At 61.2% G+C, this 23,537-nt stretch carries 18 protein-coding genes; 8 read left to right on the top strand and 10 right to left on the bottom strand.

The window, feature by feature from the left end:
- Window positions 1-55: 55 nt before the first annotated feature.
- The 4 genes from LVD10_RS14045 to LVD10_RS14060 all read right to left on the bottom strand — a co-directional run bounded on the left by LVD10_RS14045 (window position 56) and on the right by LVD10_RS14060 (window position 6,159).
- Window positions 56-1,366: a lysine N(6)-hydroxylase/L-ornithine N(5)-oxygenase family protein gene (locus LVD10_RS14045; RefSeq protein WP_237064039.1), complete on the bottom strand. Its 1,311-nt coding sequence runs from the start codon at window positions 1,364-1,366 to the stop codon at window positions 56-58.
- Window positions 1,367-1,378: 12 nt separating this feature from the next.
- On the bottom strand, window positions 1,379-3,088 hold the full coding sequence (locus LVD10_RS14050; protein ID WP_237064041.1) for an IucA/IucC family protein: 1,710 nt from the start codon (window positions 3,086-3,088) through the stop codon (window positions 1,379-1,381).
- Between the two features lie 106 nt (window positions 3,089-3,194).
- A complete protein-coding gene (locus tag LVD10_RS14055) occupies window positions 3,195-4,163 on the bottom strand; it encodes a GNAT family N-acetyltransferase (protein WP_237064043.1) in 969 nt (322 codons plus the stop codon).
- A 160-nt stretch (window positions 4,164-4,323) separates the two neighbouring features.
- Window positions 4,324-6,159: an IucA/IucC family protein gene (locus LVD10_RS14060; RefSeq protein WP_237064044.1), complete on the bottom strand. Its 1,836-nt coding sequence runs from the start codon at window positions 6,157-6,159 to the stop codon at window positions 4,324-4,326.
- 284 nt (window positions 6,160-6,443) lie between these two features.
- Here LVD10_RS14060 and LVD10_RS14065 point away from each other — a divergent pair, with 284 nt between their 5' ends.
- Entirely contained in the window at window positions 6,444-7,670 is a 1,227-nt protein-coding gene (locus LVD10_RS14065; RefSeq protein WP_237064046.1) for an MFS transporter, read from the top strand.
- 50 nt (window positions 7,671-7,720) lie between these two features.
- On the opposite strand, the gene LVD10_RS14070 is transcribed toward LVD10_RS14065, so the two are convergent.
- Window positions 7,721-8,242 carry a GNAT family N-acetyltransferase gene (locus LVD10_RS14070; RefSeq protein ID WP_237064048.1) on the bottom strand — a complete coding sequence of 174 codons (522 nt, stop codon included), beginning with the start codon at window positions 8,240-8,242 and terminating at the stop codon, window positions 7,721-7,723.
- Between the two features lie 466 nt (window positions 8,243-8,708).
- Between LVD10_RS14070 and can the strand changes: the two genes are divergently transcribed.
- From can to LVD10_RS14090, 4 genes are all read left to right on the top strand, one after another.
- Entirely contained in the window at window positions 8,709-9,365 is a 657-nt protein-coding gene (can, locus tag LVD10_RS14075) for a carbonate dehydratase (RefSeq protein ID WP_233006036.1), read from the top strand.
- 139 nt (window positions 9,366-9,504) lie between these two features.
- Window positions 9,505-11,169 carry an FAD-dependent oxidoreductase gene (locus LVD10_RS14080; RefSeq protein WP_233006037.1) on the top strand — a complete coding sequence of 555 codons (1,665 nt, stop codon included), beginning with the start codon at window positions 9,505-9,507 and terminating at the stop codon, window positions 11,167-11,169.
- A 137-nt stretch (window positions 11,170-11,306) separates the two neighbouring features.
- A complete protein-coding gene (locus LVD10_RS14085) occupies window positions 11,307-11,819 on the top strand; it encodes a flavin reductase family protein (RefSeq protein ID WP_233006038.1) in 513 nt (170 codons plus the stop codon).
- A gap of 146 nt (window positions 11,820-11,965) precedes the next feature.
- The gene (locus tag LVD10_RS14090) at window positions 11,966-12,739 is read left to right on the top strand and encodes a glycerophosphodiester phosphodiesterase (protein WP_237064050.1); all 774 of its coding nucleotides are present in this window, start codon (window positions 11,966-11,968) and stop codon (window positions 12,737-12,739) included.
- A 102-nt stretch (window positions 12,740-12,841) separates the two neighbouring features.
- Here LVD10_RS14090 and LVD10_RS14095 read toward each other — a convergent pair whose 3' ends face one another.
- Window positions 12,842-15,433 carry a TonB-dependent receptor plug domain-containing protein gene (locus tag LVD10_RS14095; RefSeq protein WP_233006040.1) on the bottom strand — a complete coding sequence of 864 codons (2,592 nt, stop codon included), beginning with the start codon at window positions 15,431-15,433 and terminating at the stop codon, window positions 12,842-12,844.
- Between the two features lie 815 nt (window positions 15,434-16,248).
- Here LVD10_RS14095 and LVD10_RS18005 point away from each other — a divergent pair.
- Both LVD10_RS18005 and LVD10_RS14115 read left to right on the top strand, forming a co-directional pair.
- Window positions 16,249-18,225 (top strand): S8 family serine peptidase, encoded by a 1,977-nt coding sequence (locus LVD10_RS18005; protein WP_305080409.1) that lies wholly within the window; start codon window positions 16,249-16,251, stop codon window positions 18,223-18,225.
- A gap of 264 nt (window positions 18,226-18,489) precedes the next feature.
- A complete protein-coding gene (locus tag LVD10_RS14115; RefSeq protein ID WP_237064052.1) occupies window positions 18,490-18,960 on the top strand; it encodes a SpoIIAA family protein in 471 nt (156 codons plus the stop codon).
- Here LVD10_RS14115 and LVD10_RS14120 read toward each other — a convergent pair.
- Window positions 18,926-20,122: a pyridoxal phosphate-dependent aminotransferase gene (locus LVD10_RS14120; protein ID WP_233006042.1), complete on the bottom strand. Its 1,197-nt coding sequence runs from the start codon at window positions 20,120-20,122 to the stop codon at window positions 18,926-18,928. The genes LVD10_RS14115 and LVD10_RS14120 overlap by 35 nt on opposite strands.
- Window positions 20,119-21,561: an amidase gene (locus tag LVD10_RS14125; RefSeq protein WP_233006043.1), complete on the bottom strand. Its 1,443-nt coding sequence runs from the start codon at window positions 21,559-21,561 to the stop codon at window positions 20,119-20,121. The genes LVD10_RS14120 and LVD10_RS14125 overlap by 4 nt, the downstream gene beginning before the upstream one ends.
- Window positions 21,562-21,874: 313 nt before the next feature.
- On the opposite strand from LVD10_RS14125, the gene LVD10_RS14130 reads away from it, so the two are divergent.
- Entirely contained in the window at window positions 21,875-22,501 is a 627-nt protein-coding gene (locus LVD10_RS14130; protein WP_233006044.1) for a DUF2799 domain-containing protein, read from the top strand.
- Between the two features lie 37 nt (window positions 22,502-22,538).
- Here the strand turns inward: LVD10_RS14130 and LVD10_RS14135 are convergent, their stop codons facing one another.
- Both LVD10_RS14135 and LVD10_RS14140 read right to left on the bottom strand, forming a co-directional pair.
- The gene (locus tag LVD10_RS14135) at window positions 22,539-23,117 is read right to left on the bottom strand and encodes an HD domain-containing protein (protein WP_233006045.1); all 579 of its coding nucleotides are present in this window, start codon (window positions 23,115-23,117) and stop codon (window positions 22,539-22,541) included.
- Between the two features lie 11 nt (window positions 23,118-23,128).
- A complete protein-coding gene (locus LVD10_RS14140) occupies window positions 23,129-23,530 on the bottom strand; it encodes a GFA family protein (RefSeq protein ID WP_237064054.1) in 402 nt (133 codons plus the stop codon).
- Window positions 23,531-23,537 lie beyond the last annotated feature (7 nt).

Here is a 23,537-nt window from a genome sequence, read left to right on the forward strand (position 1 = left end):
GATAAATGTAATCCTGTCGCGGCCGGGGCATCGGCTCGGACGCGACAGGGCCGGCTCAGGCCACCGCAGATGCCTCCTCCCCTGCCATCGACCACTGCATTATTCCTCCCGCCTGGCCAGTATCGTAGAGACTACTTCCCACCAGGTCGTTGACAACCCGCGCCGCCCGCCATGCCGCCAGGCTGAGTTGTGGCTCTGCGATCCCATGTGTGTAGCGGCCGCCACCGAGGATATATACCTGCCGCCCGGTGGCACCACGGAGGTCCGCCGCAAACGCACGATTGAGGACCAGTCTTCCCTGCCCATCCAGCAAGAAACGCTCCCGCAGGGGCTCAAGGCAGTGCGGAATGGTTTCCTGCAGGCCGGTGCAGAGGATTACCAGGTCTGCGCGGTAATGTTCGGGAGCCCCCTCGAGGCTGTTATAAAGGCCCAGCTCATAACTGCCGGTGCGTGAAAGTTCGCATAGCTCGCGTCCCGGCAGAAGCGCGATGCCGTCGCCCTTCCCCTCCAGGTGCACCAATCCATAGAAGCGCCGGTAAAGCGCCTTCAGCGTGGTTGTCGAGATACCGTCAGAGGCCAGTTTCTGGGCCTCGACGATTTCTTCACGGCGCACCCCCGACAGGCGATGGAATACATCCACGTAGTCGGGGCTAAACCACGCATTAGTAAAAGGCGTTTCATCGAGTGGAAGGTAATTCTCGCGACGGGAGATCCATAGCACCCGCCGGGGGTGGCCCCAGTGACCGTCCAACAGGTTGAGAACCAACTCCGCCCCTGTCTGGCCACCGCCAACGACCGCGACCCGCAGTCCCTGCACCGCAGGTTGCCGAAGGGCGGTTTCCAGCGCGTGAAAACAGTGGTCCGAGAGCAATGGCCGCGCGCAGTCCGGTATGTACGGTTCCTTGCCGGCGGCAACACACAGATTGCGTGCCCGCACGAGCCGGCTTTTGCCCGCCACGTCCATTTCCAGCTCAAACCAGTGATCCCGGTCCATTACCCGCTCTACGCAGCTGCCCATCTGCAACCGGTTCAACCCCGCCAGCCGCTCGGCCACCCATGCCAGGTAATCGGCAAACTCGCGTCGCCCAATCGCCGGCTGGTCTGCGTTCAGGAAATCATAGAAGCGCCGTTTGGCAACCAGGTACGCAAGAAAACTGTAGGGATTGGTGGGGTCAACCGGTGTTACCAGGTCCTTGAGATAGGAAGTTTGCAACTCGGCGCCTGGCAACATCAACCCGGGATGCCAGGAATGGCTGGCTTTACTGTCAAAAAAACGATAGGCCAGCGCTTGCCGGTGCAACAAAGCAGCCACGGAGAGGTTGAAAGGACCGGCCCCGATGCCGGCCAGGTCTAGGGGAGTATCCATGCTTGGGCCTCGTTAAAATCCTTGTTCTGAAGGTTGGTGATCTGCGAGCCACAGGGGGTTCTCCAGCGGCGTACCGATAGCGGGCACGGGTCTATCGCCGGTGTCGTCATACCCCTGCTGCAGCCGCACACGGTTGATACATACCCGCTCCATGGCTGGCCGGAAGATATCGAAGCTGGCAAACCGCTCATCCATATCCGGCCAGTTACTTCGCGCTTCTTCCTGGTAGCGACGTAGTACTCCCGCCAGGGAGCGGTAGAAATCCAGTTCCTCCAGCCCAGTTTCCCGCTCCAACTGTGCAGACAGATAGCGGAGCACTGAAACAAAATGACCGGTGTATAGATCGTGCGTCAGGTGTGCCGCCGGCAGTCGCGACAGCACCTGGTCCGCGCTCGGTGGCAGTCCGTCCCGCTCGGGGAAGCGCCCCTCTGCCAGGCGCAGGTCGCCCTGGAAGTCCTTGAGCAGGACACCGTTTACGACATCATTGCGCAGCATCAGGGTCAGGTTCTGCCCGTGCGCGACCAGGCCCACCCCGTAACGGCAGAGAAGGTGGTAAAGCGGCACCACCACCCTGTCGAAAAGCTTTTGTAACCAGTCTCGCGGCCCCAGTCCGGAGGACTCGATCAGTGCACCAGCGACTGACCTGCCGTGGTCATCACATTGCAATAGGGCTCCGGCCATGAGGCAACGCTCCCCCGTACCGCAGTGTGAAACCGGGCTCTCCCGCCAGGTAACGCCGAGCATTTCCCGGTAGCGATAGGGAGTTCCCGCAACCTGTTCGTGATGTGGATGGGGCACGTGGATCCCTGCCACTTCCTGCATCACGCCCGTTTCCCGCATTTTCAGCTGGGGGTCCTCTTCACATAGTGCCTGCATCCACTGCGACAGTGCCGGACCACAGGCCATATATTGGCCGGGGATACCGCGGTAACAGGATGTATTCAGAACCGTGAGCGGCAGCTTCAGGTGCAGGGCCGCTGGTCTCTTCAGGTTCGAGAGCGTGCGCAGGGAAACCTGCGGCAGGTATTCATCGCCAAAAGTGCCGAGGTACCGGATCTGACCACGGGCAATCATCCCGCCGTAGTTATGGCGGATGTGCCGCTCCCATTGCCACGGGTGAACCGGCAAGGGCAGGTACTCATCCCAGTTTATCCCGTGAGACCGGCACCCCCTGGCAAGGCGCTGTAACTCTGACTTATCCATGCTCTGCTCGAGCAGGCATGCAAAATCCCAGTCACGGTGGTTCCCAAAAACCGCCACGCCCGGTTTCACTGCCAACCAGACCAGGCCCACACCCGCCCCCGACTCGGTACCGTAATGGGCAAACTCTCCCGCGCCCCAGCCGATACGGCCCTTGTTGACGATCGCCTTGGGATGACCATCCAGGAGACACTGGAGTTTTTCGTCCGGTAGCTTTGCAAGGGCACCCGCTGTTATTCCACGACGGGACTCCAGCAGAGCAGTATCTGCAGCCAGCGTATTGGCGGTTTCATGCAACAGGTTGCCCAGTGTGGCCGCGCTCAAAGCAAGGTCTTCACCGGCATCGACAAAAAACTGGGCCGCGTCCGTCGCTGCGGTGCGCTGGCCGTTGTAACTACGCTGTACGCTGGCGCAATCGATATCGAGCCAGGTCCAGATAGTCTCACGAGCGGCAAACTCATAATGCGCACCCGAAGCGAGCGCAACACGGTACTTGCCAGGCGTAACCTGCTCGGCTGACATTACCTCCTCATAACACAGTTCTGCCAATGACTTGGCAATAAGCGCAGTGTTCGCACGTTCCCAGTAATGCTCTGTGGGCTGTGTCGGGGCCGTCCCTGAATTCGCTTCAGTCACAGCGACCCCCTCCAGCCATGCCGCGGAAAAAAGCACCGCGCTCTCCCATGACCAGCGCCGCACGCTTGTGGGGAAAATCAAATTCCTTCACTTTGCGCCAGCCGGGCATATGTTCGATATATTTGAGTATGCCGTGATTATCGGCGCGTGGCTCGCCGACGAGACGCTGGGTGCGATCATCATCGAGGAACATGAAATGGAAAATGCATTCGAGCCAGGCATGGGCAAAACGGCGCCCGAGAAATTCCGGGTTCCCCACCAGCAGGTGTAATCCCCGGTCATACGGTTGCGCATCGTAGTATGCCCCCAGCCGGTCTTCCATTGCCCAGTAGAGTTCAAAATAGGCGAAGGGACGACCATCAAATGCTGCGATCATTGGATCCTTGTGCGGTTCTGCCAGCACGCTTTCGATATAGCGGCGCTGCTTTCCTGCATCACCCTGTTCCTCCCAGAACTCTGCCACCCGCGGCTGGTTCATCCAGTCCACAAAGCGCTTTGTATCCAGGGCCGGATCAACACGCCGCAGGGTAAAGTCCATTCCCAGGGAATAACAGTGCCGCCGAAATACCTCACCGGCAGGCACTTCCCGGCGCAGGGGATGACGCCCCCCCTCACCTTCTCCCTGTACCCATTGCAGTGGTACGCTCCCTCCATTCACTCCCCGGTACCAGTCTCCTTGCGACTGGAAAAATTCAGCCCGTTCAATCACACCGTGGATCCCAGGGACAGCGGCCCGCAGGTTGCTGCCGGGGACAATGCGCTCAAGGGCCCCGTCGCTTGCGAACAGCCATTCCATCCATGGAGCCAGCGAATCCAGTTCGACTTGAGACGCTTCGCTTCCCGGGATATCAAGGCGAGCTTCCCCCCGGCCCAGGTCCATGCTGATTACCAGTTCCCGCCCGGACCCGAGTTCGCCATCAATTTGATTGCCACGGATAGACCAGGCACGACCGTCAGGCAATTGCCCGCAGTCACCATCCGCTCCCCCATATGTAGTCGGTACACTCAGTTCGTTAAGTACCCGTTGCCTCTTCATTGCAAGTTCCCTGTCGTTATCGATGAATCTTGTATCGGGTGGAAATTGTGGTCAGTTACCGGAGTCCTTTCGCCGCCATGCCCAGTCACGGGGCCAGCAACGGGTTATCCATGGTGTGATAGATGGCGAGCGGATCTTCCGTAGTGGTCTCATTCATGCCCCGCATGGCACACAGGAAGTTTCCCTTGGCCCAGAGTTGCTTCGAGCCGAGCAGGTAATCTAGGCAACTGGTATCCCGGCGTGGGCCGTCGGCAAGGGCCTGCAGGCGCGTGCGCAGTTGCTGCAGCAGTTCGACCTCAGACAGCACGCCCGTAGCACCCAGCGCACCAATCAGGCCGAAACAACTGTTCACAACCAGGTAATAAACGAACAACCGGTTGGCCATGGTCTCGTTGAGCAGGTTCTCGGTATCCGTTGCAAGATCCGGCAGGTAGGGCCGTAACAGGGATTTACCCAGTGGGCTATAGGCACTGCCCTGGCAATCACGGAAGTACCCGGCTCGGGGCAGGTCGCCCTCGAATGCGATAATCAGGTTCTGTTGGTGGGCGCCGTACAACAGCCCGTAATCAGACTGGGCAATCAGCAGGGGTTCAACAATCACATCCAGGAACCGCCCGAACCATTCGCGCGCAGCATTAGCGACAGGTATTCCCTGCGTCTTGGCATGGCGATAAATCATCTGTGCCGCCCGGCAGTCCGCCCTCCCCGGGTGGTCCTGGGTCAGGGTCGCGAGAAGACTGGTATTTCGGGCAGCATGACCGAGGAAAGGGTTTTCCCGGAACATCACCAGGCTCTCAGTTACAGGCTGGTCGTCCCGGTCGAGTAACAGCAGGTAAGCGGGTTCCGCCAACACTGCAAAATGCGGGTAGCGCTCGGCGAACTCCCGCCCCACCGGTGTGCGCTGCACCCGGGGCACTTCCAGCCCGCGGGCCATTTCCCTGGGTAGCAGGGTGCGCACGGAATTGGTAAGGCGCAGGCTGAGTGAGAACTTGAGCATGAAAGGGCTGTCCTCGCTGTACAAAGCCCGCAATGAGGAAGTAGCCCGCCACGGCCGGGTGCCGGAACCCAGCTGCAGGATATCGCCGCTCTGCAGGAGCGCAGCGACCCGGGCATCCCGGCGCAGCTGCTGCCACTGCCACGGATGCGCGGGAAATGGGATAAACCCCTCGGGAAAGGGCTGGCCGGTAAACTCCTCGTGCCATAGGCTGCAGGCAAACTCATCGGCCGTGTCGCTGCTTCCGCTGCCACCCCCAAGGCGTTCCGCTGCCACAGCAAGCCACTGGAGGGGAAAGCCCCGGCCAAATTCAGGCGCGTACTGCATTGCTTCAGAGTCCGTAAGCGGCTCTCGACTCTTTGGCGTCGGGTGCATGGCATGACCGCACAGGAGTGCCTGCTCCGCATCGGCAAAGTCCAGCGGTGCGGAGAATATCGTCGTAAATTCCTCGCGCCGCGCCTCAATCGCCAGGGACATATTGCGCACGCTCTCTTCAGTACGCCGGACGAACTCGCGCCGGGAATCCGGCCCTGCATCGGGGAAAAAGCCCTGTTCCCCCGCAACGAGTTCCGCTGCATCCGTGAGGGAAATTACTTCGCACTGGCCCTGCCCGCGCTCTACCAGCAATGGCAGCTCGAACTGGTGCCGACCAGCCCTGCTGCGGTAGCGGACACTGAGCCACAGGCGCGCAGCGCTTTGCGGCAGCTCGAGCGCGACTGCGGGAGGCGTTACGGCCGCGGGTAGTCCAGCCGCGGTCTCATGCCACTGTCCCACCCCACTCTCACGTAGCAGCGCGTTGAAAAAGCTGTTGGCAGACAGCCTCTCGGCATCCCGGCACTCACTCGCCGGAGCAGCCCCTGTCTGCGTAACTGTTCCCTGCCCTGCCATTTCCCGCTGTCCCAACAGGTGCTGTAAGGCCTCTCCCATGGACTGACTCCTGTATTCCGCTGTTCGCGCACCGATTCCGGCGATACTCCGGTGCAATCCCCACGGATTCTCTGCTCAGCGGGGAATGCCGAATCCACCCAACCCGGGCCGATACTCCGACAAAGGCAAATAAATTCAAATACGAATCATTTGCATTATTAAAAGCATGAAGATACTTTAGCCGCGTTGCAACCGCCAAATGAGAAAAATTCACCGATCCCCAACCGGGGATAGGACCGGTGCCATGGAATCAGGTGGCTGACAGAGAGGAAGGCGAGATTGGAATGAAAGTTGGTGTGAATGCTTCAGGTGCGAAGCCGCATTCCTGGCGACTTTACGTGGTGGTCGCCAGCCAGGGGGCTGCACAGGTTATCCTGTTGTCACTGGTTCCGGTCATTGCCCGGCAGTGCAGCCTTGATCTTGCCGCTATTGGCAGCCTTGTCGCGGTTGGGACGCTGTCCCTGATGGCATCAAGCCGGGCCTGGGGAATCGCGAGCGACCGTTACGGCCGCCGGCCAGTCCTCCTGCTCAGCCTGTTCGGGACACTGATAGCGCAGGCATCGTTCGTGACTCTGCTGCTGTTGCTGGCTGCCAGGGAAATCAATGGCGCCACCGCAATGCTGCTACTCGGGTTGAGCCGGATTCTCTACGGTATCAGCGCCGCCGGGGTTTATCCTGCTTGCCAGGCCTGGGCAGTCGATCTGTCCCGTCCCGGCCGGGAACTCGCAGCCCTGTCTTCCGTGTCTGCAGCAGCCAACCTCGGTCGGGGATTCGGCCCGTTGCTTGTAATAGCAACACTCGGAAGCGGGGAAATCTGGACTCTGGGCTGGCTTGCACTGCTGCCCCTGATCGGCCTCATGGTAATCACTGGCAGCGGGCGGGGGAGTCGCGCTCCCGGGGTGCTGCCGGTGGCGCCCCGGAACACCGGGCTACCGATGGCCCTGTTTGCCCTTGCGGTTCTGGGCACGGCCTCAATCGGCCAGCTGCAACTGGCACTGGGTCCGGTGCTGATGGATTATTATGGACATGAGGCGGGCAACGCCTCTTCCACCGCCGCGCTAATCCTGGTCGCTGCCGCCGGCTGTGGCGCACTGGTTCAGTGGACACTGGGGAAAAGACTGCGCGGGCCCCGCACTGCCCTGGCGCTCGGGGCCCTGCTATTCGCGGCGGGTGCCGCCATTGCCAACCTCAGCCTGGGAAGCTGGCCGGCTTTCCCGGGATTACTCCTGGTGGTGGCAGGTGCTGCGCTGCTGATACCCGGCTACACGACACTGCTTGCTGCGCAGGGCAGCCAGGGCTTCGGGCGGCAGTTCGGCAGCCTGTCACTACTGCACACTGGCGGATATACCCTCGGTTTTGCTGTGGGCGGCTGGATCTACCAGGCGATGCCGCAGGCCCCACTTTCGGGCTTATTGCTGGGCGCCGTGCTGATTGCGGTAATCACACTGCTCAAACTGGCACAGGGTCACAGGCGGGCCAGTGAGAAACCCTCGCACCAGCCCGCAAAATAAGCGGCTACGATAACCGGGCTCAGGACCAGATCCACTTGAGTGGATTGATGTCAGAGATAACGCTCCCAGAAGAGCGCCGCCCCGTGCGCCTCGTCGAGGATATAAGGCTTGAAACCAGACTTGCGGTAAGCGGTCTGCGCCGGCAGGTTCTTTTCCAGCACTTCCATTGTCAGTTTGCAGCAGCCTCTCACCCGTGCCTCTGTCACCACCAGGTCGAGCATGGCAGCGCAGATGCCGGCGCCGCGGGCATCCCGGTGAACCACCACATCGTGAATATTCACCAGGGGCGCGCACTGGAAAGTCGAGAACCCGGTAAAGCAGTTGACCAGGCCGACCGCACGCCCCTCACTGTAGGCAAGCACAGTAAAAGCCCCGGGAAACTTGCCCAGCTTCTCCACCAGCTCTGCGCGGCAACGCTCACTGAGCGGTTCACCCCCGCCGAAGGGATCGCGGGAATAGTGGTCCATCAATGCGACGATATCCGCCCCGTGGCGCGGGTCACTGTAATCCGCCAGGCAAATGCCCACAGACAGGTCGGGTGCTTTGGCGACTTCGGGTTGGTCGGTGGTCATACTCCACTCCAGTTGCAGATTCGATGAATGTCTTCAGGAGGCAGGCCCGGCGCCATTTCAGGAGCTGGAATCCCCTTCTTTCCGGCCATTTTTTTCATCTTCGGGAAACAACCGCTTATAGCTGCGTATGCGGGTCCGCTGCTTCAACAGCCATCGCACCCGGGTCCGGTGGCGACAGAGGGGCGTGGCGCGGAAGGCGCGGCGGCGGGTGCGCAGGGAGAGCCGGGCGGGACGACGACGGGCCATAATCAGGAAACCCCAGTTAAAAGTCTCTTGTTCCAGACCGGCCAGCGCCTGCTAGGGCCAGATAATACCGGTCGGCTGGGAGGCAGCTTACCAGATACGCGGGACCGCAGACGACGCCCCGGGACGGTACTCCCAAAACTTGGCCGGCCGGGGTAAACCGGATATGCTCTGTGCACTGTCCGACCAAAGGGTCAACCCGCATTCATACTGGGAAACGATATTGCACCCGCTCAAGCACCTGTTAAAAAACAATCAACAATGGTCCCTGGCTACGCGGCGGGAAAAGCCGGACTTTTTCGTCAAACTGTCCAGGCAACAGACGCCCGAGTACCTGTGGATCGGATGCGCCGACAGCCGTGTTCCCGCCAATGAGATCGTCGGCCTGCTGCCGGGTGAGCTGTTCGTACACCGCAATGTCGCCAATGTTGTGGTGCACACTGACCTCAATTGCCTGTCGGTGCTGCAGTACGCGGTGGAGATCCTCAAGGTCAAGCACATCATCGTCTGCGGCCACTACGGCTGTGGCGGCGTCCAGGCGGCCCTGGAAAACCAGCAGCTGGGCCTGATCGATAACTGGCTGCGCCATATCCAGGACGTGCGGGAAAAACACCACACCCTGATCGACCTGTTCCAGCAGAAAGAGCGGATCGACCTGTTGTGCGAACTGAACGTACTTGAACAGGTCATTCATGTCTGCCAGACCACCATCGTTCGCGACGCCTGGCGCAAGGGCCAGAAACTGTCAGTCAATGGCTGGGTCTACGGCCTGCGGGACGGACTGGTGCACGACCTGGGCATATCCGTAACCCACCCCGGCGAGATTGCCGAGGTCTATCACAGCGCGCTGACCAATATCGCCCAGCGCGACGTCGAGTAGCAGACTTAGCCCGCGATTTTCCTTACACTGCCACGCTTACCTCGCCGGGCCAGGAACGGCGAGGACGGTAGTGCCTGCCTGTTTTTCCATCTCGGTCCGGGCCGCATACCGCATTCACGCATAATTAGTCGGGGGAGCAATGACTGAATACCGTGTCTGGGAATGCCAGATCTGTGGCTGGGTTTACGACGAATCCAAGGGCTGGCCGGAGGACGGCATCGCCCCGGGTACCCGCTGGGAGGACATCCCGGAAGACTGGAGCTGTCCCGAGTGCGGCGCGGCGAAGGAAGAGTTTGTGATGCTCGAGGTGAAGGCCGCCGCCGAACCTGCCCCCGGTACAGCAGCCGTATCCACCACCCACAGCGGCCCGGCAAAAGCAGAATCCTCAGCACAGGTGCCGACGGGCACCCGCATCTGGGAATGCATGGTATGCGGCTGGGTTTACGATGAATCCAGGGGCTGGCCGGAAGACGGCATTGCCCCGGGCACCCGCTGGGAAGATATACCCGAAGACTGGTGCTGCCCGCAGTGCGGCGTGGGCAAGGAAGAATTCGATATGGTGCTGGTATCCGATGGCGCGGAAGCACCGGAGCCCGAAGCGGCACCGACCCCGGCCATCGACGGCAACGCCGAGCCCCTGGTGATCATCGGCACCGGCCTGGCTGGCTACAACCTGGCACGTGAATTCCGCAAGCTGGATCGCACCACACCGCTGGTGCTGGTTACCGCAGACGATGGCACTTTCTACTCCAAGCCGTTGCTGTCCGCGTCACTGGCCCATGGCAAGACACCCCAGCAGCTGGCCAACAGCTCCGCGGAGGAGATGGCGCGGGAACTGGATGCCGAAATCCTGGTACACACCCATGTAAACAATATCGAAACGGCCACGCGAACCCTGACCGTGGCACCGGTGAACGGCAGCCACCAGGCGACCTTGCGTTACGGCAAGCTGGTTCTGGCCACCGGTGCCAGCTGCCGTCCGCTGCCCGCCATCGAGGGTGATGGCCTGGCCCGCCTGTTCCGCGTCAACAGCCTCGACGACTACCACGGTTTCCGCACCGCGCTGGCCGGCAGGCGCCGGGTACTGTTACTGGGCGCCGGGCTGATCGGCTGTGAATTCGCCAACGACCTGGTGCAGGCGGGCTACGAGGTCAATGTGGTCGATCCCCTGCCCTGGCCCCTGGCCACGCTGCTGCCGGAGACCGCCGGCCGCGACCTGCGGCGCAAGCTGGAAAGTGCCGGCGTGCGCTTCCATCCCAGGAGCTGCCTCACCCGACTGGATCGACAGGGTAGCGGGCTGCGAGCAGAACTGGACAATGGCAAGACCCTCGAGGTGGATATTGCCCTCGCGGCCCTGGGCCTGCAGGCCAATACCGGACTGGCGGAAATGGCCGGACTGGACGTGGACCGGGGCATCCGGGTGGACCGCCACCTGCGTACAAGTGACAGCAGCGTGTTTGCCCTCGGTGACTGCGCCGAGGTCGAGGGCCACCAGCTCTACTTCGTGGCACCGTTGATGGCCTGTGCACGTGCGCTGGCAAAGACCCTCAGTGGCGAACCTGAAGCCGTACGCTACGGCGCCATCCCGGTGGCGGTGAAGACGACCCTGCGACCCACTACCGTGTGCCCGCCGCGTTCCGGGGCCGAGGGCGAATGGCACGTGCAGGCGGACAGTGATGGTGTGCAGGCGGAATTCCGCGACAACAGCGGCCAGCTACTGGGCTTTGCACTGACGGGATCACGCATCGCTGCGCGGGATGAACTGGTATCCCGGTGTGCACCGCTGATGCAGGCTGACCAGTAAGTCACACCCCGGATAGCCGCCCGCGGGGGGCTATCCGGGGGGCAACGTTTTTCCGCAGGATGCAAAACGCGCAATAAGCCAGATTTTCGCGTAGAATGGCCGCCAACCTTAAATTTGCTCAATTTTTAAACGACGGTATGACCACAGACAGCACCACAGCGTCCTCTCCCGCCACCCAGCCGGACCGCGCCCTGCGCGACACCCTGGGGCTGTTCGCCACTGGCGTGACCGTGGTCACCACCACCGACGCGGCCGGGCAACCTGTGGGCATGACCGTGAACAGCTTCAATTCCGTATCGCTGGACCCGCCCCTGGTGCTGTGGAGCATCGACAAGCAGTCCCTGGGTTACGATGCCTTTACCGCCGAGGGGCACTTTGCGGTGCATGTGCTCAAGTCCGACCAGCAGCATATCTCCAACCTTTTCGCCGGCCGTGGTGCCGACAAGTTTGGCCACGTGCAGTGGCGGCCGGGCCCGCACCAGGTTCCCCTGCTGGACGACTGTGCGGCCCTGTTCCAGTGCCGCCTGGCCCAGTGTATCGAGGGCGGTGATCACACCATCCTGCTGGGCGAAGTGACCGATTTCACCGCCTCGGGCGGCGAGCCCCTGGTTTTCCACCGCGGCCGCTACCGCGCCCTGGCCGGAGACTGACAGGCCACTGGCGCCCCCGGCTCCGCCGGGGGCGTACCACCCGCCAAAACTGCATTTAAGACCCTTCCCGCGCTTGGTTGCCCTGTCATTTTGACGTCATAATTCAGGGGCAAACTGTAAAGTGAGCACTTTTTGAGCAGCGACCTATGCAGACACCCGGCTCTCTCTTCTGCTTCGCCCACCGCGGCTACCGGCAGAAAGCCACTGAGAACACCCTGCAGGCCATCGAGCACGCACTGGAGTTCGACGTGGACGGTATCGAGATCGATATCTGGAATATCGGTGGCCAGCTGCTCGTCAAGCACGACCGGCGCCTGGGCCGGTTGATTGCCGGCAGCGAACTGCTCACCGACCTTTGCCCCAATGCCCTGCGCGAAAAACTGCTGCCCTGTGGGGGGCGCGTACCCACCCTGCGCGAGGTGCTGGAAACCGTGGGCAACCACTGCCAGCTCAATATTGAAATCAAGGGCCCTAGCTGCGCCGCGCTGGTGGCAGAGGAACTGGAATCCTTTGTCCGCGACACCGGTGCCAGCTTCGAGCAGTACCTGGTATCTTCCTTCGATCACCGCCAGCTCTATGAGAGCCTGCAGATGATCCCGGAAGTCCGCCGCGGCGTGTTATTGGGCAGTATCCCCCTGGACCTGGCCGCCTGTGCCGAGCCGCTCAAGGCCTACTCCATGCACCTGAGCCTGGATTTCGTCGATGCCGAGCTGATTGCCGACGGCAAGCGTCGCGGGCTGCGCAATTATGTGTTCACGGTCAACAACCTCGACGACCTGCACCTGGTCGCCGCCATGGGCGCCGATGGCGTTTTCACCGACGAACCGCAGCTGGTGATGAACTACAATGCTGCCCGCACTGCAGAAGTCCTGTTCCTCAATGAGGAAGAACAGGATTCCCGCCCCGCCGGACCACTCTGACAAGCATATGCACCGACAGCTGCTTTGAAGCAAAAGCAGCTGGACAGAAACAAAAAAAGCCGGCGCAAGCGCCGGCTTTTTTGTTGGTTGCCCGGGAACGGGTCAGAACTGCGCGCTGGCCCGCAGGTACCAGAAGCCTCCGTTAAAGCCAAACGGCGAGGTCAGGGACTGCTGCACTCCCAGGAACTGCAGCGTCGGGTCCGCTTCCTCATCAGCCTCGACATCAAAGATATTCTCACCGCCGACAGCCACCTTGTAGTTGTCTGCCAGGTTGAAGGTCACCTCGAGGTCAGTCAGCAGCTCGCCGCTATACGTAGCCGGGCCAGACTCAAACAGGCCGCCGGTGGATTCCCAGTCGCTGTAGCGATTGAAACGCAGGTAACCATTCACCAGGCCGCCGGTGTCGTAGTCGAAGGTCAGCGTGGTGCGGTCGCTGGGCACCTGGTTTTCCAGGTCGTAAACGCGCAGGTCATTGATCGTGTTGGCAGCAACATCGGTCACTTCCTGCTGGTTGTGATTGTGGCGCAGGTCCACCACCAGCAGGTTGCCGGCAACTTCGAAGTCGCTGGTGATCGCCAGGTCGATGCCACTGACCTCGGAATCATAGGCGTTTACGAAGAAGTTGGCATTACTTCCCTGCAGCAGTGCGGCATCCTCGATTCCGGCGTTCGACAGCAGGGCTACCTCGTCTGCGCCAATGGTGTTATTGCGCAGTGCCAGTCGGTCCTGGATGTCGATGTTGTAGTAATCGATAGTGATACTGGTGTTGTCCAGCGGGTTGATCACGGCACCGATGGTAAAGCTGGTGGACTCTTCCGGGTTCAGTGCCACCGCGCCGAGAGCTTCAGCGACCGGGTGATTGACCGGGTAGGTACCGTTCGGAATCAGGTTACCGCTGGCATCTGCAGTGGTGGTGACATTGAGCGTATTCACCTGGCCCGGGGTCGGCGCACGGAAACCGGTATTCATGGTAGCCCGCAGCGCGAAAGCCTCACTGAAGTCGTAACGGCCGGAGAGTTTCCAGTCCGAGGTAGAACCAAACTGGTCAAAATCCTCGTAGCGCAGCGCCGCACCCACTGTCAGCTGGTCAGTGATATCCGTTTCCAGGTCCACATAAGTTGCGACGCTGTCGCTGTCGTAACTTCCGGCAGCCTCTTCCGGGAAGCCCTGGAACCCGTCGGAGCCCACGCCAAATTGTGCGGCGGTCGGACCGGATACAATCGATGCCTCGTCACCGGCACCTATCTTGTAGGTCTCGCGACGCCACTCCATACCGAAAGCCACGTTCAGGGGCGACGCAAAGGCCGCTATATCAACCGGTTGCACAAAGTCGGCATTCACACTGGTCTCTTCCTGGGTCAGTGTGCCCGGATTGAAAGACGTCGGCGACAGTGCACCAAGGCTCGGGTTGATGGAGTCCTTCAGTACGTAGGAAACCTCGTTTTCCGCCGTGCGAGCCCGCACATCCCAGCTCAGGCCGGAAGCCAGCTCGCCACGTGCACCGAATACCGCTGACAGGTCGGTAATATTGGCGCCGAACTGTGGGTTGTAGCCGCCGGGAAACATGGAGTAAATCGGGTTGCGCAGCACGTAGCCACTGGGGCTCGAGGCATCGGCCACCAGGTAGTCGGATGGGGTCAGCCCCTGGCCGACAATGCTGTCGATGAGCGACTGCGGTGCGGGATCCGGCATAAAGTCGCCATCCCCGTCTACCTGCAGTGTGCCGCGGGCAGCGAATTCATACTGCGGCTCCAGCACCGGTCCGCGGTAGAAGAAATCCGAAATGGTCTCGTTGTCAGAGTACCCGAGGTTGCCGTACAGCTCGACGCTCTCGCTGAGATCGTAGCCGGCGTTCACGAATAGCTTCGTGGTTTCCACTTCCGGGTCGCCCCAGCGCTGGCCGAGGCCTTCCAGCGGCACCAGGTCCTCACCGACAACACTGCCGACAAATTCCGCATCCGGGCGGGCCGCACCGCGCCATGTCTTGTCAGCCGTAGAGCGCTCGATGGTCGTGTTCACAAAACCACGATCGCCCAGACCGAAACCGGCGTTTACGGAAACACTGTTGCGGGTGCCATCGCCCTCAAAATACTCACCGGTCTGCGCCGCTACATTAATGCCCTCGGCATCGTCTTTCAGGATCACGTTAACCACGCCCGCGATGGCATCGGAGCCATACTGGGCCGAGGCGCCATCCCGAAGTACTTCCACACGCTCAATTGCGGCAGACGGCAGGGCAGAGAAGTCCACCGCCTGGGCACCCTGGTTAACAGTACCCAGTGGGGCCACCTGCAGGTTTACCAGCGCCGAGCGGTGCCGGCGGGTACCGTTCACCAGCACCAGGGTCTGGTCCGGGGACAGGTTACGTAAGGTCACCGGGCGGATAAATGCGGTACCGTCGGCAATCGGGAAGCGCTGGGTATTGAATGAAGGCGCAATCTTGGACAGCGACTCGGTCAGGTCAAAGCTCGCCTGGTCGGCCAGGTCGCCCCCACCAACCACATCCACCGGAGACAGGGTCTCGGTGGGCAATGTGCCCTCCCGCCGCGTACCGGTGGCAATCACTTCTTCCATAACCCGGTTGTCGGCACCGGGCGTGGACTCTTCCTGCTCCTGGGCGAAAGCCCCGGAAACCGGCACCGCCAGGGCGGCGGCAATCGCCAGTGACAACGGCTTGAATGAATATCTACTCATGATGGGCCCGTCCTCTCTCTTATGGTTATTCCATCGAGCTTCCCGCCATCTGATACCCCAGGAAGGCGCGCGATGCTTATTTTTTGTGCAACTACGTACGGTAGACGCACTTTTTATGTGCAGCCAGAGTATGCAAACGTGGCAGTACGGGCAATGCTTCAGGACAATTGACAAAACACCGGCCGCTTCACCGGATAATTTGTTACAGGTGAGACTGAATTTCGCGCCAAGCGTATGTTTTATTATCGTTTTTAGCGGTTTTTGAAGAGATGCCTCCTCCCAGCAAATCCGACCTCGCAATGGCGTCCGCCCAGTTGTCGGACCGACTGGTACAGGTAGCTTTCACAAACACAAACAGAGTTCACCAATTGTCAGCAAAGACACAATATTGTGAACTCCTGGCACTTACCAGTTTCGGCCAGTCTCACACCGAGCCCGGCAATGGCTCACTATTGATGAATGGGGTTTCTCAAAGGACTTGAGAAACGGCAGTCACATACTCCCGGACGCAGTATCTCTCTTCGGGCAACTTCTACCGCAGCTGCCGGCTCTATCATCATTCCTCCAGGGGAGCTGTCAGCTCCTTCGACACACTCCCGTGAGCGGGGTCTCGTTTCCGGGACAGCTCCCTTGCATACCCACCAGTATTGGAAAATGTTTTAACTTCCGGAACCGAATTTACTGTGTCCTGAAGTGAGGTATCCAGGAGCATATACCACCCCGGTTTTGGGGGCGCGGGGGCGCGATCGCCAGCGGCGACCCCGCACCACGCGCTTTTCAATCACTCCATTTACCAATTCGGGAGAAGAATAAGAATGCAATCCATTCTGAAGGGGTCTCGTCTCGCCGCGCTCACTGCCGCCCTCACCCTGGGCGCAGCCTCAAGCGGCACTCTTGCGGTAACCGGCAGTAACGTCACAGATTTTTCCAATATGCCCCAGCGCATCATCGTTCAGTACAAGGACACAGCGCAGCGTGACTGGCCCGCCCGGGCCAAAGCCTATGGTGCACGGGCCAATACCAGCCTGGCCCATGTGCGCGGGCTTGCCCTGCGCGACCGGCAGGTTTACCAACTCGGCCAGCGTATGGCACCGGGGCAGCTGCAGAAGTTGATGGCAAAACTGGAAGCCGATCCCAACGTGGTGTCGGTTGAGGAAGATGCGCTGATGCAGCCACAGTTCGTGCCCAATGACACTTACTACGATCTTCAATGGCATTACTATGAGGCCACCGGCGGCATCAACCTGCCCGCCGCCTGGGACAAGCAGACCGGCACCGGTGCCACTGTCGCGGTGCTGGATACCGGCTATGTCTACCACTCGGACCTGGACGCCAATATCCTGCCGGGCTACGACTTTATCGACGATACCTTCGTCTCCAACGATGGCGACGGTCGCGACGCCGATCCCAGTGATCCCGGCGATGCGGTTAGCTTCAGCGAGTGCGGTTTCCTGAGCCCGCCGCAGGACCAGCCCAGCAGCTGGCACGGGACCCACGTGGCCGGAACCGTTGCCGCGGTTACAGACAATGGCAAGGGCGTTGCTGGTGTAGCCTTCGATTCGAAGGTAGTGCCGGTGCGGGTACTGGGCAAATGCGGCGGCTACCTGTCCGATATCGCCGACGGTATTGTCTGGGCTTCCGGCGGCAGTGTGTCCGGCGTACCGGTGAACAGCAACCCGGCGCAGGTAATCAATATGAGCCTGGGCGGCAGTGGCTCCTGTGACTCCACCTACCAGGCGGCTATCGATGTCGCGGTAGCCAATGGCACAACCGTTGTCGTGAGTGCCGGCAACAGCGATGCGGATGCCTCAGGTTATCGCCCGGCCAGCTGCGACAACGTCATTTCCGTAGCAGCTACCGAGCGCTTTGGTGCCCGGTCTTACTATTCCAACTACGGCTCCACTGTGGATGTAAGTGCCCCCGGAGGCGACCTGCAGTACGATTCCACCCACGGGGTGGCTTCCACCCTCAACGACGGCCAGACCAGCCCCGGTAACGAGACCTATGTTTATTACCAGGGCACCTCGATGGCAGCACCGCATGTTTCCGGTGCTGCGGCCCTGATGTATGCCACCGATAGCGGCCTCACCCCTTCCGAAGTGGAGAGCATCCTCAAGTCTACCGCGCGTCCCCTGCCCGGGGCCTGTAGCGGCGGCTGTGGTGCGGGGATTATTGATGCGAGCGCGGCGATCGACGCGGTCGGCGGCGGTGGCACCCCCACCAACCAGGCGCCGGTGGCCGGATTCAGCTTCAGTGCCAGCGACCTGTTCGTGACCTTTACCGATTCCAGCTCTGACAGCGACGGCACCATTGTCAGCTACAGCTGGGACTTTGGTGACGGAGGCTCGTCCTCAGACCAGAACCCCACCTACACCTACAGTGCTGCGGGTACCTACTCGGTCACCCTGACCGTCACCGACGATGATGGCGCCACCGGCAACAGCACCCAGGCTGTGACTGTCAGCGACGGCGGCACAGAGCCCACCAGCGACGGCTTCACCGCCACTGGCGTCAGCGTCGCCGCGGACGGATGGCAGTACTACACCATCGACGTGCCGGCCGGCGCCACCAGCCTGGATGTATCAACAACCGGTGGCAGCGGCAATGCCGACCTGTACCTGCGCTTCGGGGCCGAGCCGACCCGCAGGAACTACGACTGCCGTGACGCAGGTGGTGGCAACGACGAGACCTGCACCATCAGCAACCCGGCCGCGGGCACCTGGCATATCGGCCTGAATTCCCGCCGCGGTGCCAGTGGTATGCAACTGGATGCCTACTGGTTCAGCAACTGACAGGCCAGACTGGTAGTACATGAGACAACAAGGGGCGCAGGGCGCCCCTTTTTTATGGCTGCCTGCCGCTGTCCGGGAAAACGGGAGCACTGTAACAAGTCACTGCAAGGCAGTACTGCCAGGTTTCCAACCGGCGTTTGCAAACCATCAACCAGGTTGATCCAGGTCAATATCGAGGGATCCTGCATCGGCAATATATTGGTACCAGATTGTCGAGTGTGGCCTGCGAAACCCAGGACCGGCCGCCAACAAAGGGAGAGAAAAATGCTCAGCATCAAACGCACCGGGCCAAACCGGATCGATATCGAGTTCTCGGGCGACCTGAACGGCGCAGGAATGGAGAAAGCACTCGATGAATTCGTCGCGCTGTCCAGGGAGCTTGAAAACGGAAGGATGCTGTACCGGATCCGGGACTTTCATTTGCCAAGCTTCGGGGCCATGGTCATCAAGTTCTCACGCCTGCCGGAGTTACTCCGCGCAATGACACATTTTGAGCGTGCGGCAGTAATCACCGATGCCGACTGGATACAGACTGCCAGTGAGCTGGAGGGGAAGCTATTCCCGGGCCTGGATATCAAGGGGTTTGACCTGGATGAGGAAGACGAAGCGGAGGCCTGGTTGGCCGGCGGGTCATGCAGCCGGCATGAACAACCAAACCGGCCGGGTAGAATATCGAAAAAAGCGAATTTACAGCCTGGGTTCAACCAAAATCCTGCTTCTCCATCCACGGAATGATCCGCTCGAACGCCCGCTCTATCTGGTCGATGGAGGTGGCATAGCTGATGCGCAGGGCGTTGCGACAGGACTCGCCAAAAGTGTCACCGGCAATGGTACAGACACCGGTTTCCCGCAACAGCCGCAGGGCCACGTTATTGCCGTTAACCCCTTCCGGCAGCGCCGGGAACAGGTAGAAGGCCCCGTCCGGTACATACCCCTCCAGGAACGGGGTTTCCTCCACCAGCTGTACCAGCCGATCCCGGCGCGCCTTGTAGGTACTGATTATATCCTTGATAAAACCGCGGTCGCCGCGTAATGCGGCCACCCCGGCCCACTGGCACGGGGTGTTGGCCACCGTGGTGGTGAACATATGGTAACGGCGCAATTTGCGGATCGCGCCCTGGCTGGCAATCAACCAGCCGATACGCATACCCGCCATACTGAATGTCTTGGAGAAACTGCTGATGATCATCACGTGGTCGAGGTCGGAACAGCAGGACAGCACCCCGGCATAGTCGCGGTCGTAAACCAGGTGATCGTAAACCTCGTCACTGATCACGTAGATGCCCCGGTAGGCCGCTTCCTGCACGATGGTCTCCACCGTCTCCCGCGGGTAAACCGTGCCAGTGGGATTGCTGGGGGAGTTGAGCACAATCGCGTGGGTGTTGGTGTCGATCGCGTCAATCACCTCCTGCGGGTCCAGCTGGTGATTGTTCTCGGCGCGGGTGGGAATATGCCGGACTTCGCCGCCGTTCATGCGGATCAGCGGTGCATACAGCATAAACGCGGGGTCCGGCACGATAAATTCCCGCCCCGGCGCGGAAACTGCAGTCAGCGCCAGGTAGATGGCCTCGGTGGCGCCGGTGGTTACGAGGATATTCTCCGGCGTGATGGCCCTGCCGTAGCGCTCGCCATTGTACTCGGCCAGGGCCTCCAGCAGTTCCGGCAGGCCCGCATCCATGGTGTAACCGGTCTGCCCCGCCTCCAGCGCATCCACCGTGGCCTGGATCACATGGGGCGGCGCCGGCGCATCGGGCTGGCCAATGGACAGGTGGATTACGTCGTCCATGGTGGACGCCAGGTTCACCATCTTGCGGATTCCCGGCACCGGGATGGTCAGCAGTGCCGGGTTCCAGACCGGATCCTCGGATTCATAGAAATCGAAATCCAGCCGGCTCATACCTGCACTCCAGCTTCAGCACCTTCGTGGAACAATGCCGGGCGGCGGTCGGTCAGCGGCCGCGCCAGCTGGTAGGCCTGCGCGGCGCGCAGCACCGCGGCGTCTTCGAATCGCCGCCCCACCAGCTGCAAGCCAATCGGCAGGCCGTCGCCGGCAAAACCACAGGGTACCGAGATCGCCGGCTGGCCCGTCATATTGAAGGGATAGGTATAGGGCGTCCACGAAGGCCAGCGGGTGCTGGGCCAGTCCTCTGGCACCTCGCGCCCGGCCTTGAAGGCGGTGATCGGGAGGGTCGGGGTGAGCAGCAGGTCGTACTTGCGGTGGAAGGCCACCATGCGCTCGCACAATGCCATGCGCTCATTCACCGCCCCCAGGTAATCCAGCATTGAAAGCTGCGCCGCTTTTTCCGATACCGCCACCAGCTGCGGATCCATCTGCGCGCGCTGGCGCTTGCCCAGGTCGCGCAGGGCATTGGCGGCGCCACCGTAAAACAGGTGACCGAACGAGGCCAGGGGATCGTCAAAACCCGGGGCCACCTCCACCACCTGCGCGCCCAGTGACTGCAGTACATGGGCGGCCTCACGCACGCTTTCTTCCACTTCCTGGTCCACGCTCACATAACCCAGGGTGGCACTGAAGGCGATCTTGAGGCCCTTGAGCAATTCTTCCGGCTCGCCCTGTATCGACGCCAGGTAATCGATATTGCGGCGCGGGATGGCGTTGGTATCGCGGTCATCGGCCTCGCTCAGCACGTTCATCATCAGCGCGCAGTCGGCCACGGTCCAGGTCATGGGACCCGCGTGGGCGAGGGTCCCGAACGGGCTGGCGGGCCAGTGCGGCACCTCACCGAAGCTGGGTTTCAGGCCCACATGGCCACAGAAACCCGCGGGAATGCGAATCGAGCCGCCAGCATCGGTTCCCAGTGCCAGCGGCCCCATACCCAGTACCACCGCCGCCGAGCTGCCACCACTGGAGCCTCCGGCGGTCCTGTCGGTATGCCATGGGTTGCGGGTAACGCCGTCGATTGGGTTATCGGTTACACCTTTCCAGCCGAATTCCGGTGTAGTGGTCTTGCCCAGGGGCACGTAACCGTTGCGGTCCAGCGCGGCCACACAGGGGGCCTGCTTGTTGAGCGTGGATTCCGGGTTGACCGTTTTCGAGCCCTTCAGGGTGGGCCACATGGGTGTGAGGAATACGTCCTTGATTGCCACCGGTACACCGTCGAGCACCCCCCGGGTCGCCCCGGATTGGTATCGCTGCTCCGAGGCACGTGCGTATTCCAGCGTGGTCTCCGGGTCCACCAGGTTATAGGCGTTCACTGCGCTGTTGCAGCGCTCAATCTGCTCCAGCAGTGCACCGGTAACTTCCACGGGGGAAAATGACTTGTTCCGATACCCTTCCAGTAGTTGCAGGGCGGTCATACCGACGAATTCGTTCATCCGCGGATCCTCTCGCTTGTGCTTCTTCTGTATTGCCATCCAATCCTAGTACCAGTTGGCGCCAATTCGGGCGTCTTCTCGTGGACTATGGCGCCCCGATTTTCTCACTGGCATCAACTGGGACAGAGGTACTCAAACAAGATCCCTTCCGGGGCGGGGAAATCCTCATGCATCGACTGCCGGATGCGGCATGCCCTCTCTTGCTTCTCGCCGAATTTGTGATGCGTCTCACGATTTCCGTGTCGGCTTCAGGCTACAGACAGGATGAATGCGGTACCTTAGGCGCAGTAATCATCGCGAACGGGAAGCAATCGTGAACAAACTGATACGGATAACCTTCGCCAGCCTGCTGGCGCTGTGGCTCGGTGGCTGCGCCACTATGAGTGAAGAGGAATGCCTGGTAGCCGACTGGCACGGCATCGGGTTCGAGGACGGCGCCGCCGGCCAGCCTGTCGCCCAGCTGGGCCGGCGCCGCGAGGCCTGTGCGGAACACGGGGTGCAGCCGGATACCAGTGCCTATCGCGCCGGCCGCAACGAGGGCCTGGAGCATTACTGTACAGAAATGCGCGGGTTTCGCCTGGGCCGCGCCGGGGGCAACTACAACGGTGTGTGCCCCGCGGACCTGGAAGGGCTGTTCCTGCACGCCTATGAAGCCGGCAGGGAAATTTATGTGGCCCGCAGTGCGGTCAACAGCGTCGCCGGTGCCATCGGTGATCGCGCCGAGGAGCGCGAGCATATCCTCGACGATATCACCGGCATGAGCGCCCGCCTGATCAGTGACGAGGCTACCCGCGAGGAGCGCATCACCCTGCTGGCGGACATCGCCCGGCTGAAGGAACGCCATACCGAACTGGGTATAGAGATCGAGGACCTGGAACACGAACTGGCATTGCGCGAGGCGGAGTACCAGGAGGTCCAGCGCCGCTCGCCCTACCGGTAAACGCCCAACTGCCGGGGAAGCCTGCCGCAGTAACCCGTTACTTCAGCAGGCCATCCTCGGCCGCTCCCCGCAGGCGCTTTTCCATCTCCTCCCAGAGCGCCCTGCTGCCCAGGGCGATGCGGCTGTTCAAATCCATCACGCGCTCTTTCGATACCTGGTGCTTGCGCCAGGAGTGGCCGCCGCCATGCAGGTTGTGGAGCAGCGGCGGCACCCGGTCCACGGCGCGGGCAAAGCGGGCATCGGCGGTGGCGCCCTCCTCAAACTCCTCCCACAGGCGAAAGTATTCGTCCCCGCGCCCCTCCGGCAACAGGTCCAGCAGCCGGCGGACACCGGCTGCCTCACGGCTTTTCTGCTCGGCAGTTTCACTGGCATAAATGATCTTGTCACCGGCATCGATCTCACCCAGGTCATGAATCAGCAGCATGCGGATCACCCGGTCGATATCGATCGGATCGTCGGCATAATCCTTCAGCATCAGTGCAGACAGGCAGACGTGCCAGCTGTGCTCGGCAGAATTCTCGTAGCGCTCCAGGCCCACCGGGCGAGTCTTGCGCGTAACGCTTTTCAGTTTTTCGATCTCAACAATAAAGTCGAGGACACGTTCTATCGCATGCATCCAGTCAGCCTTTACCTGTCTGCGGGGTGGTTGACACCGTCATTGGTGGGTACTTCCTCCAGGTCCGCCGGGTTTACCCCGTCGAGGCAACCGACATTAAAACCATACTCTCCCGGGCTGGAACGCCGCTGGTGATGGGTGTAAATGCCACAACGGCCACAGAAATAATGCCTCGCCGTGTGGGTGTTGAACTGGTAGAGGCGCAGGTCCGCCTCACCCTTGCGGATGCGGATTGCGGCCAGGGGTACCGAAGCCATGATGGCCCCGCGGCGGCGGCACAGGGAGCAGTCGCAACGCCGCGGGTCCACGACCCCATCCGGTAACTGCAATTCCAGTTCAACCGCGCCGCAATGGCAGCGGGCAAGATGGACAGGGTTGATTGCTGTTCCACCAATAGACCTGATCATTTTCATGCCTGCT

It is taken from the genome of Microbulbifer zhoushanensis (assembly GCF_021729055.1).
GTDB lineage: Bacteria > Pseudomonadota > Gammaproteobacteria > Pseudomonadales > Cellvibrionaceae > Microbulbifer > Microbulbifer zhoushanensis.

What these genes read in the sequence shown, in the direction of transcription:
- LVD10_RS18005 (WP_305080409.1), top strand. Translation starts at nt 16,249, where the DNA reads ATGCAATCCATTCTGAAGGGGTCTCGTCTCGCCGCGCTCACTGCCGCC.
- LVD10_RS14115 (WP_237064052.1), top strand. Translation starts at nt 18,490, where the DNA reads ATGCTCAGCATCAAACGCACCGGGCCAAACCGGATCGATATCGAGTTC.
- LVD10_RS14050 (WP_237064041.1), bottom strand. Translation starts at nt 3,088, where the DNA reads ATGTCAGCCGAGCAGGTTACGCCTGGCAAGTACCGTGTTGCGCTCGCT.
- LVD10_RS14095 (WP_233006040.1), bottom strand. Translation starts at nt 15,433, where the DNA reads ATGAGTAGATATTCATTCAAGCCGTTGTCACTGGCGATTGCCGCCGCC.
- LVD10_RS14045 (WP_237064039.1), bottom strand. Translation starts at nt 1,366, where the DNA reads ATGGATACTCCCCTAGACCTGGCCGGCATCGGGGCCGGTCCTTTCAAC.
- LVD10_RS14085 (WP_233006038.1), top strand. Translation starts at nt 11,307, where the DNA reads ATGACCACAGACAGCACCACAGCGTCCTCTCCCGCCACCCAGCCGGAC.
- LVD10_RS14065 (WP_237064046.1), top strand. Translation starts at nt 6,444, where the DNA reads ATGAAAGTTGGTGTGAATGCTTCAGGTGCGAAGCCGCATTCCTGGCGA.
- LVD10_RS14140 (WP_237064054.1), bottom strand. Translation starts at nt 23,530, where the DNA reads ATGAAAATGATCAGGTCTATTGGTGGAACAGCAATCAACCCTGTCCAT.
- LVD10_RS14125 (WP_233006043.1), bottom strand. Translation starts at nt 21,561, where the DNA reads ATGAACGAATTCGTCGGTATGACCGCCCTGCAACTACTGGAAGGGTAT.
- LVD10_RS14080 (WP_233006037.1), top strand. Translation starts at nt 9,505, where the DNA reads ATGACTGAATACCGTGTCTGGGAATGCCAGATCTGTGGCTGGGTTTAC.
- LVD10_RS14090 (WP_237064050.1), top strand. Translation starts at nt 11,966, where the DNA reads ATGCAGACACCCGGCTCTCTCTTCTGCTTCGCCCACCGCGGCTACCGG.
- LVD10_RS14060 (WP_237064044.1), bottom strand. Translation starts at nt 6,159, where the DNA reads ATGGGAGAGGCCTTACAGCACCTGTTGGGACAGCGGGAAATGGCAGGG.
- LVD10_RS14135 (WP_233006045.1), bottom strand. Translation starts at nt 23,117, where the DNA reads ATGCATGCGATAGAACGTGTCCTCGACTTTATTGTTGAGATCGAAAAA.
- LVD10_RS14120 (WP_233006042.1), bottom strand. Translation starts at nt 20,122, where the DNA reads ATGAGCCGGCTGGATTTCGATTTCTATGAATCCGAGGATCCGGTCTGG.
- LVD10_RS14070 (WP_237064048.1), bottom strand. Translation starts at nt 8,242, where the DNA reads ATGACCACCGACCAACCCGAAGTCGCCAAAGCACCCGACCTGTCTGTG.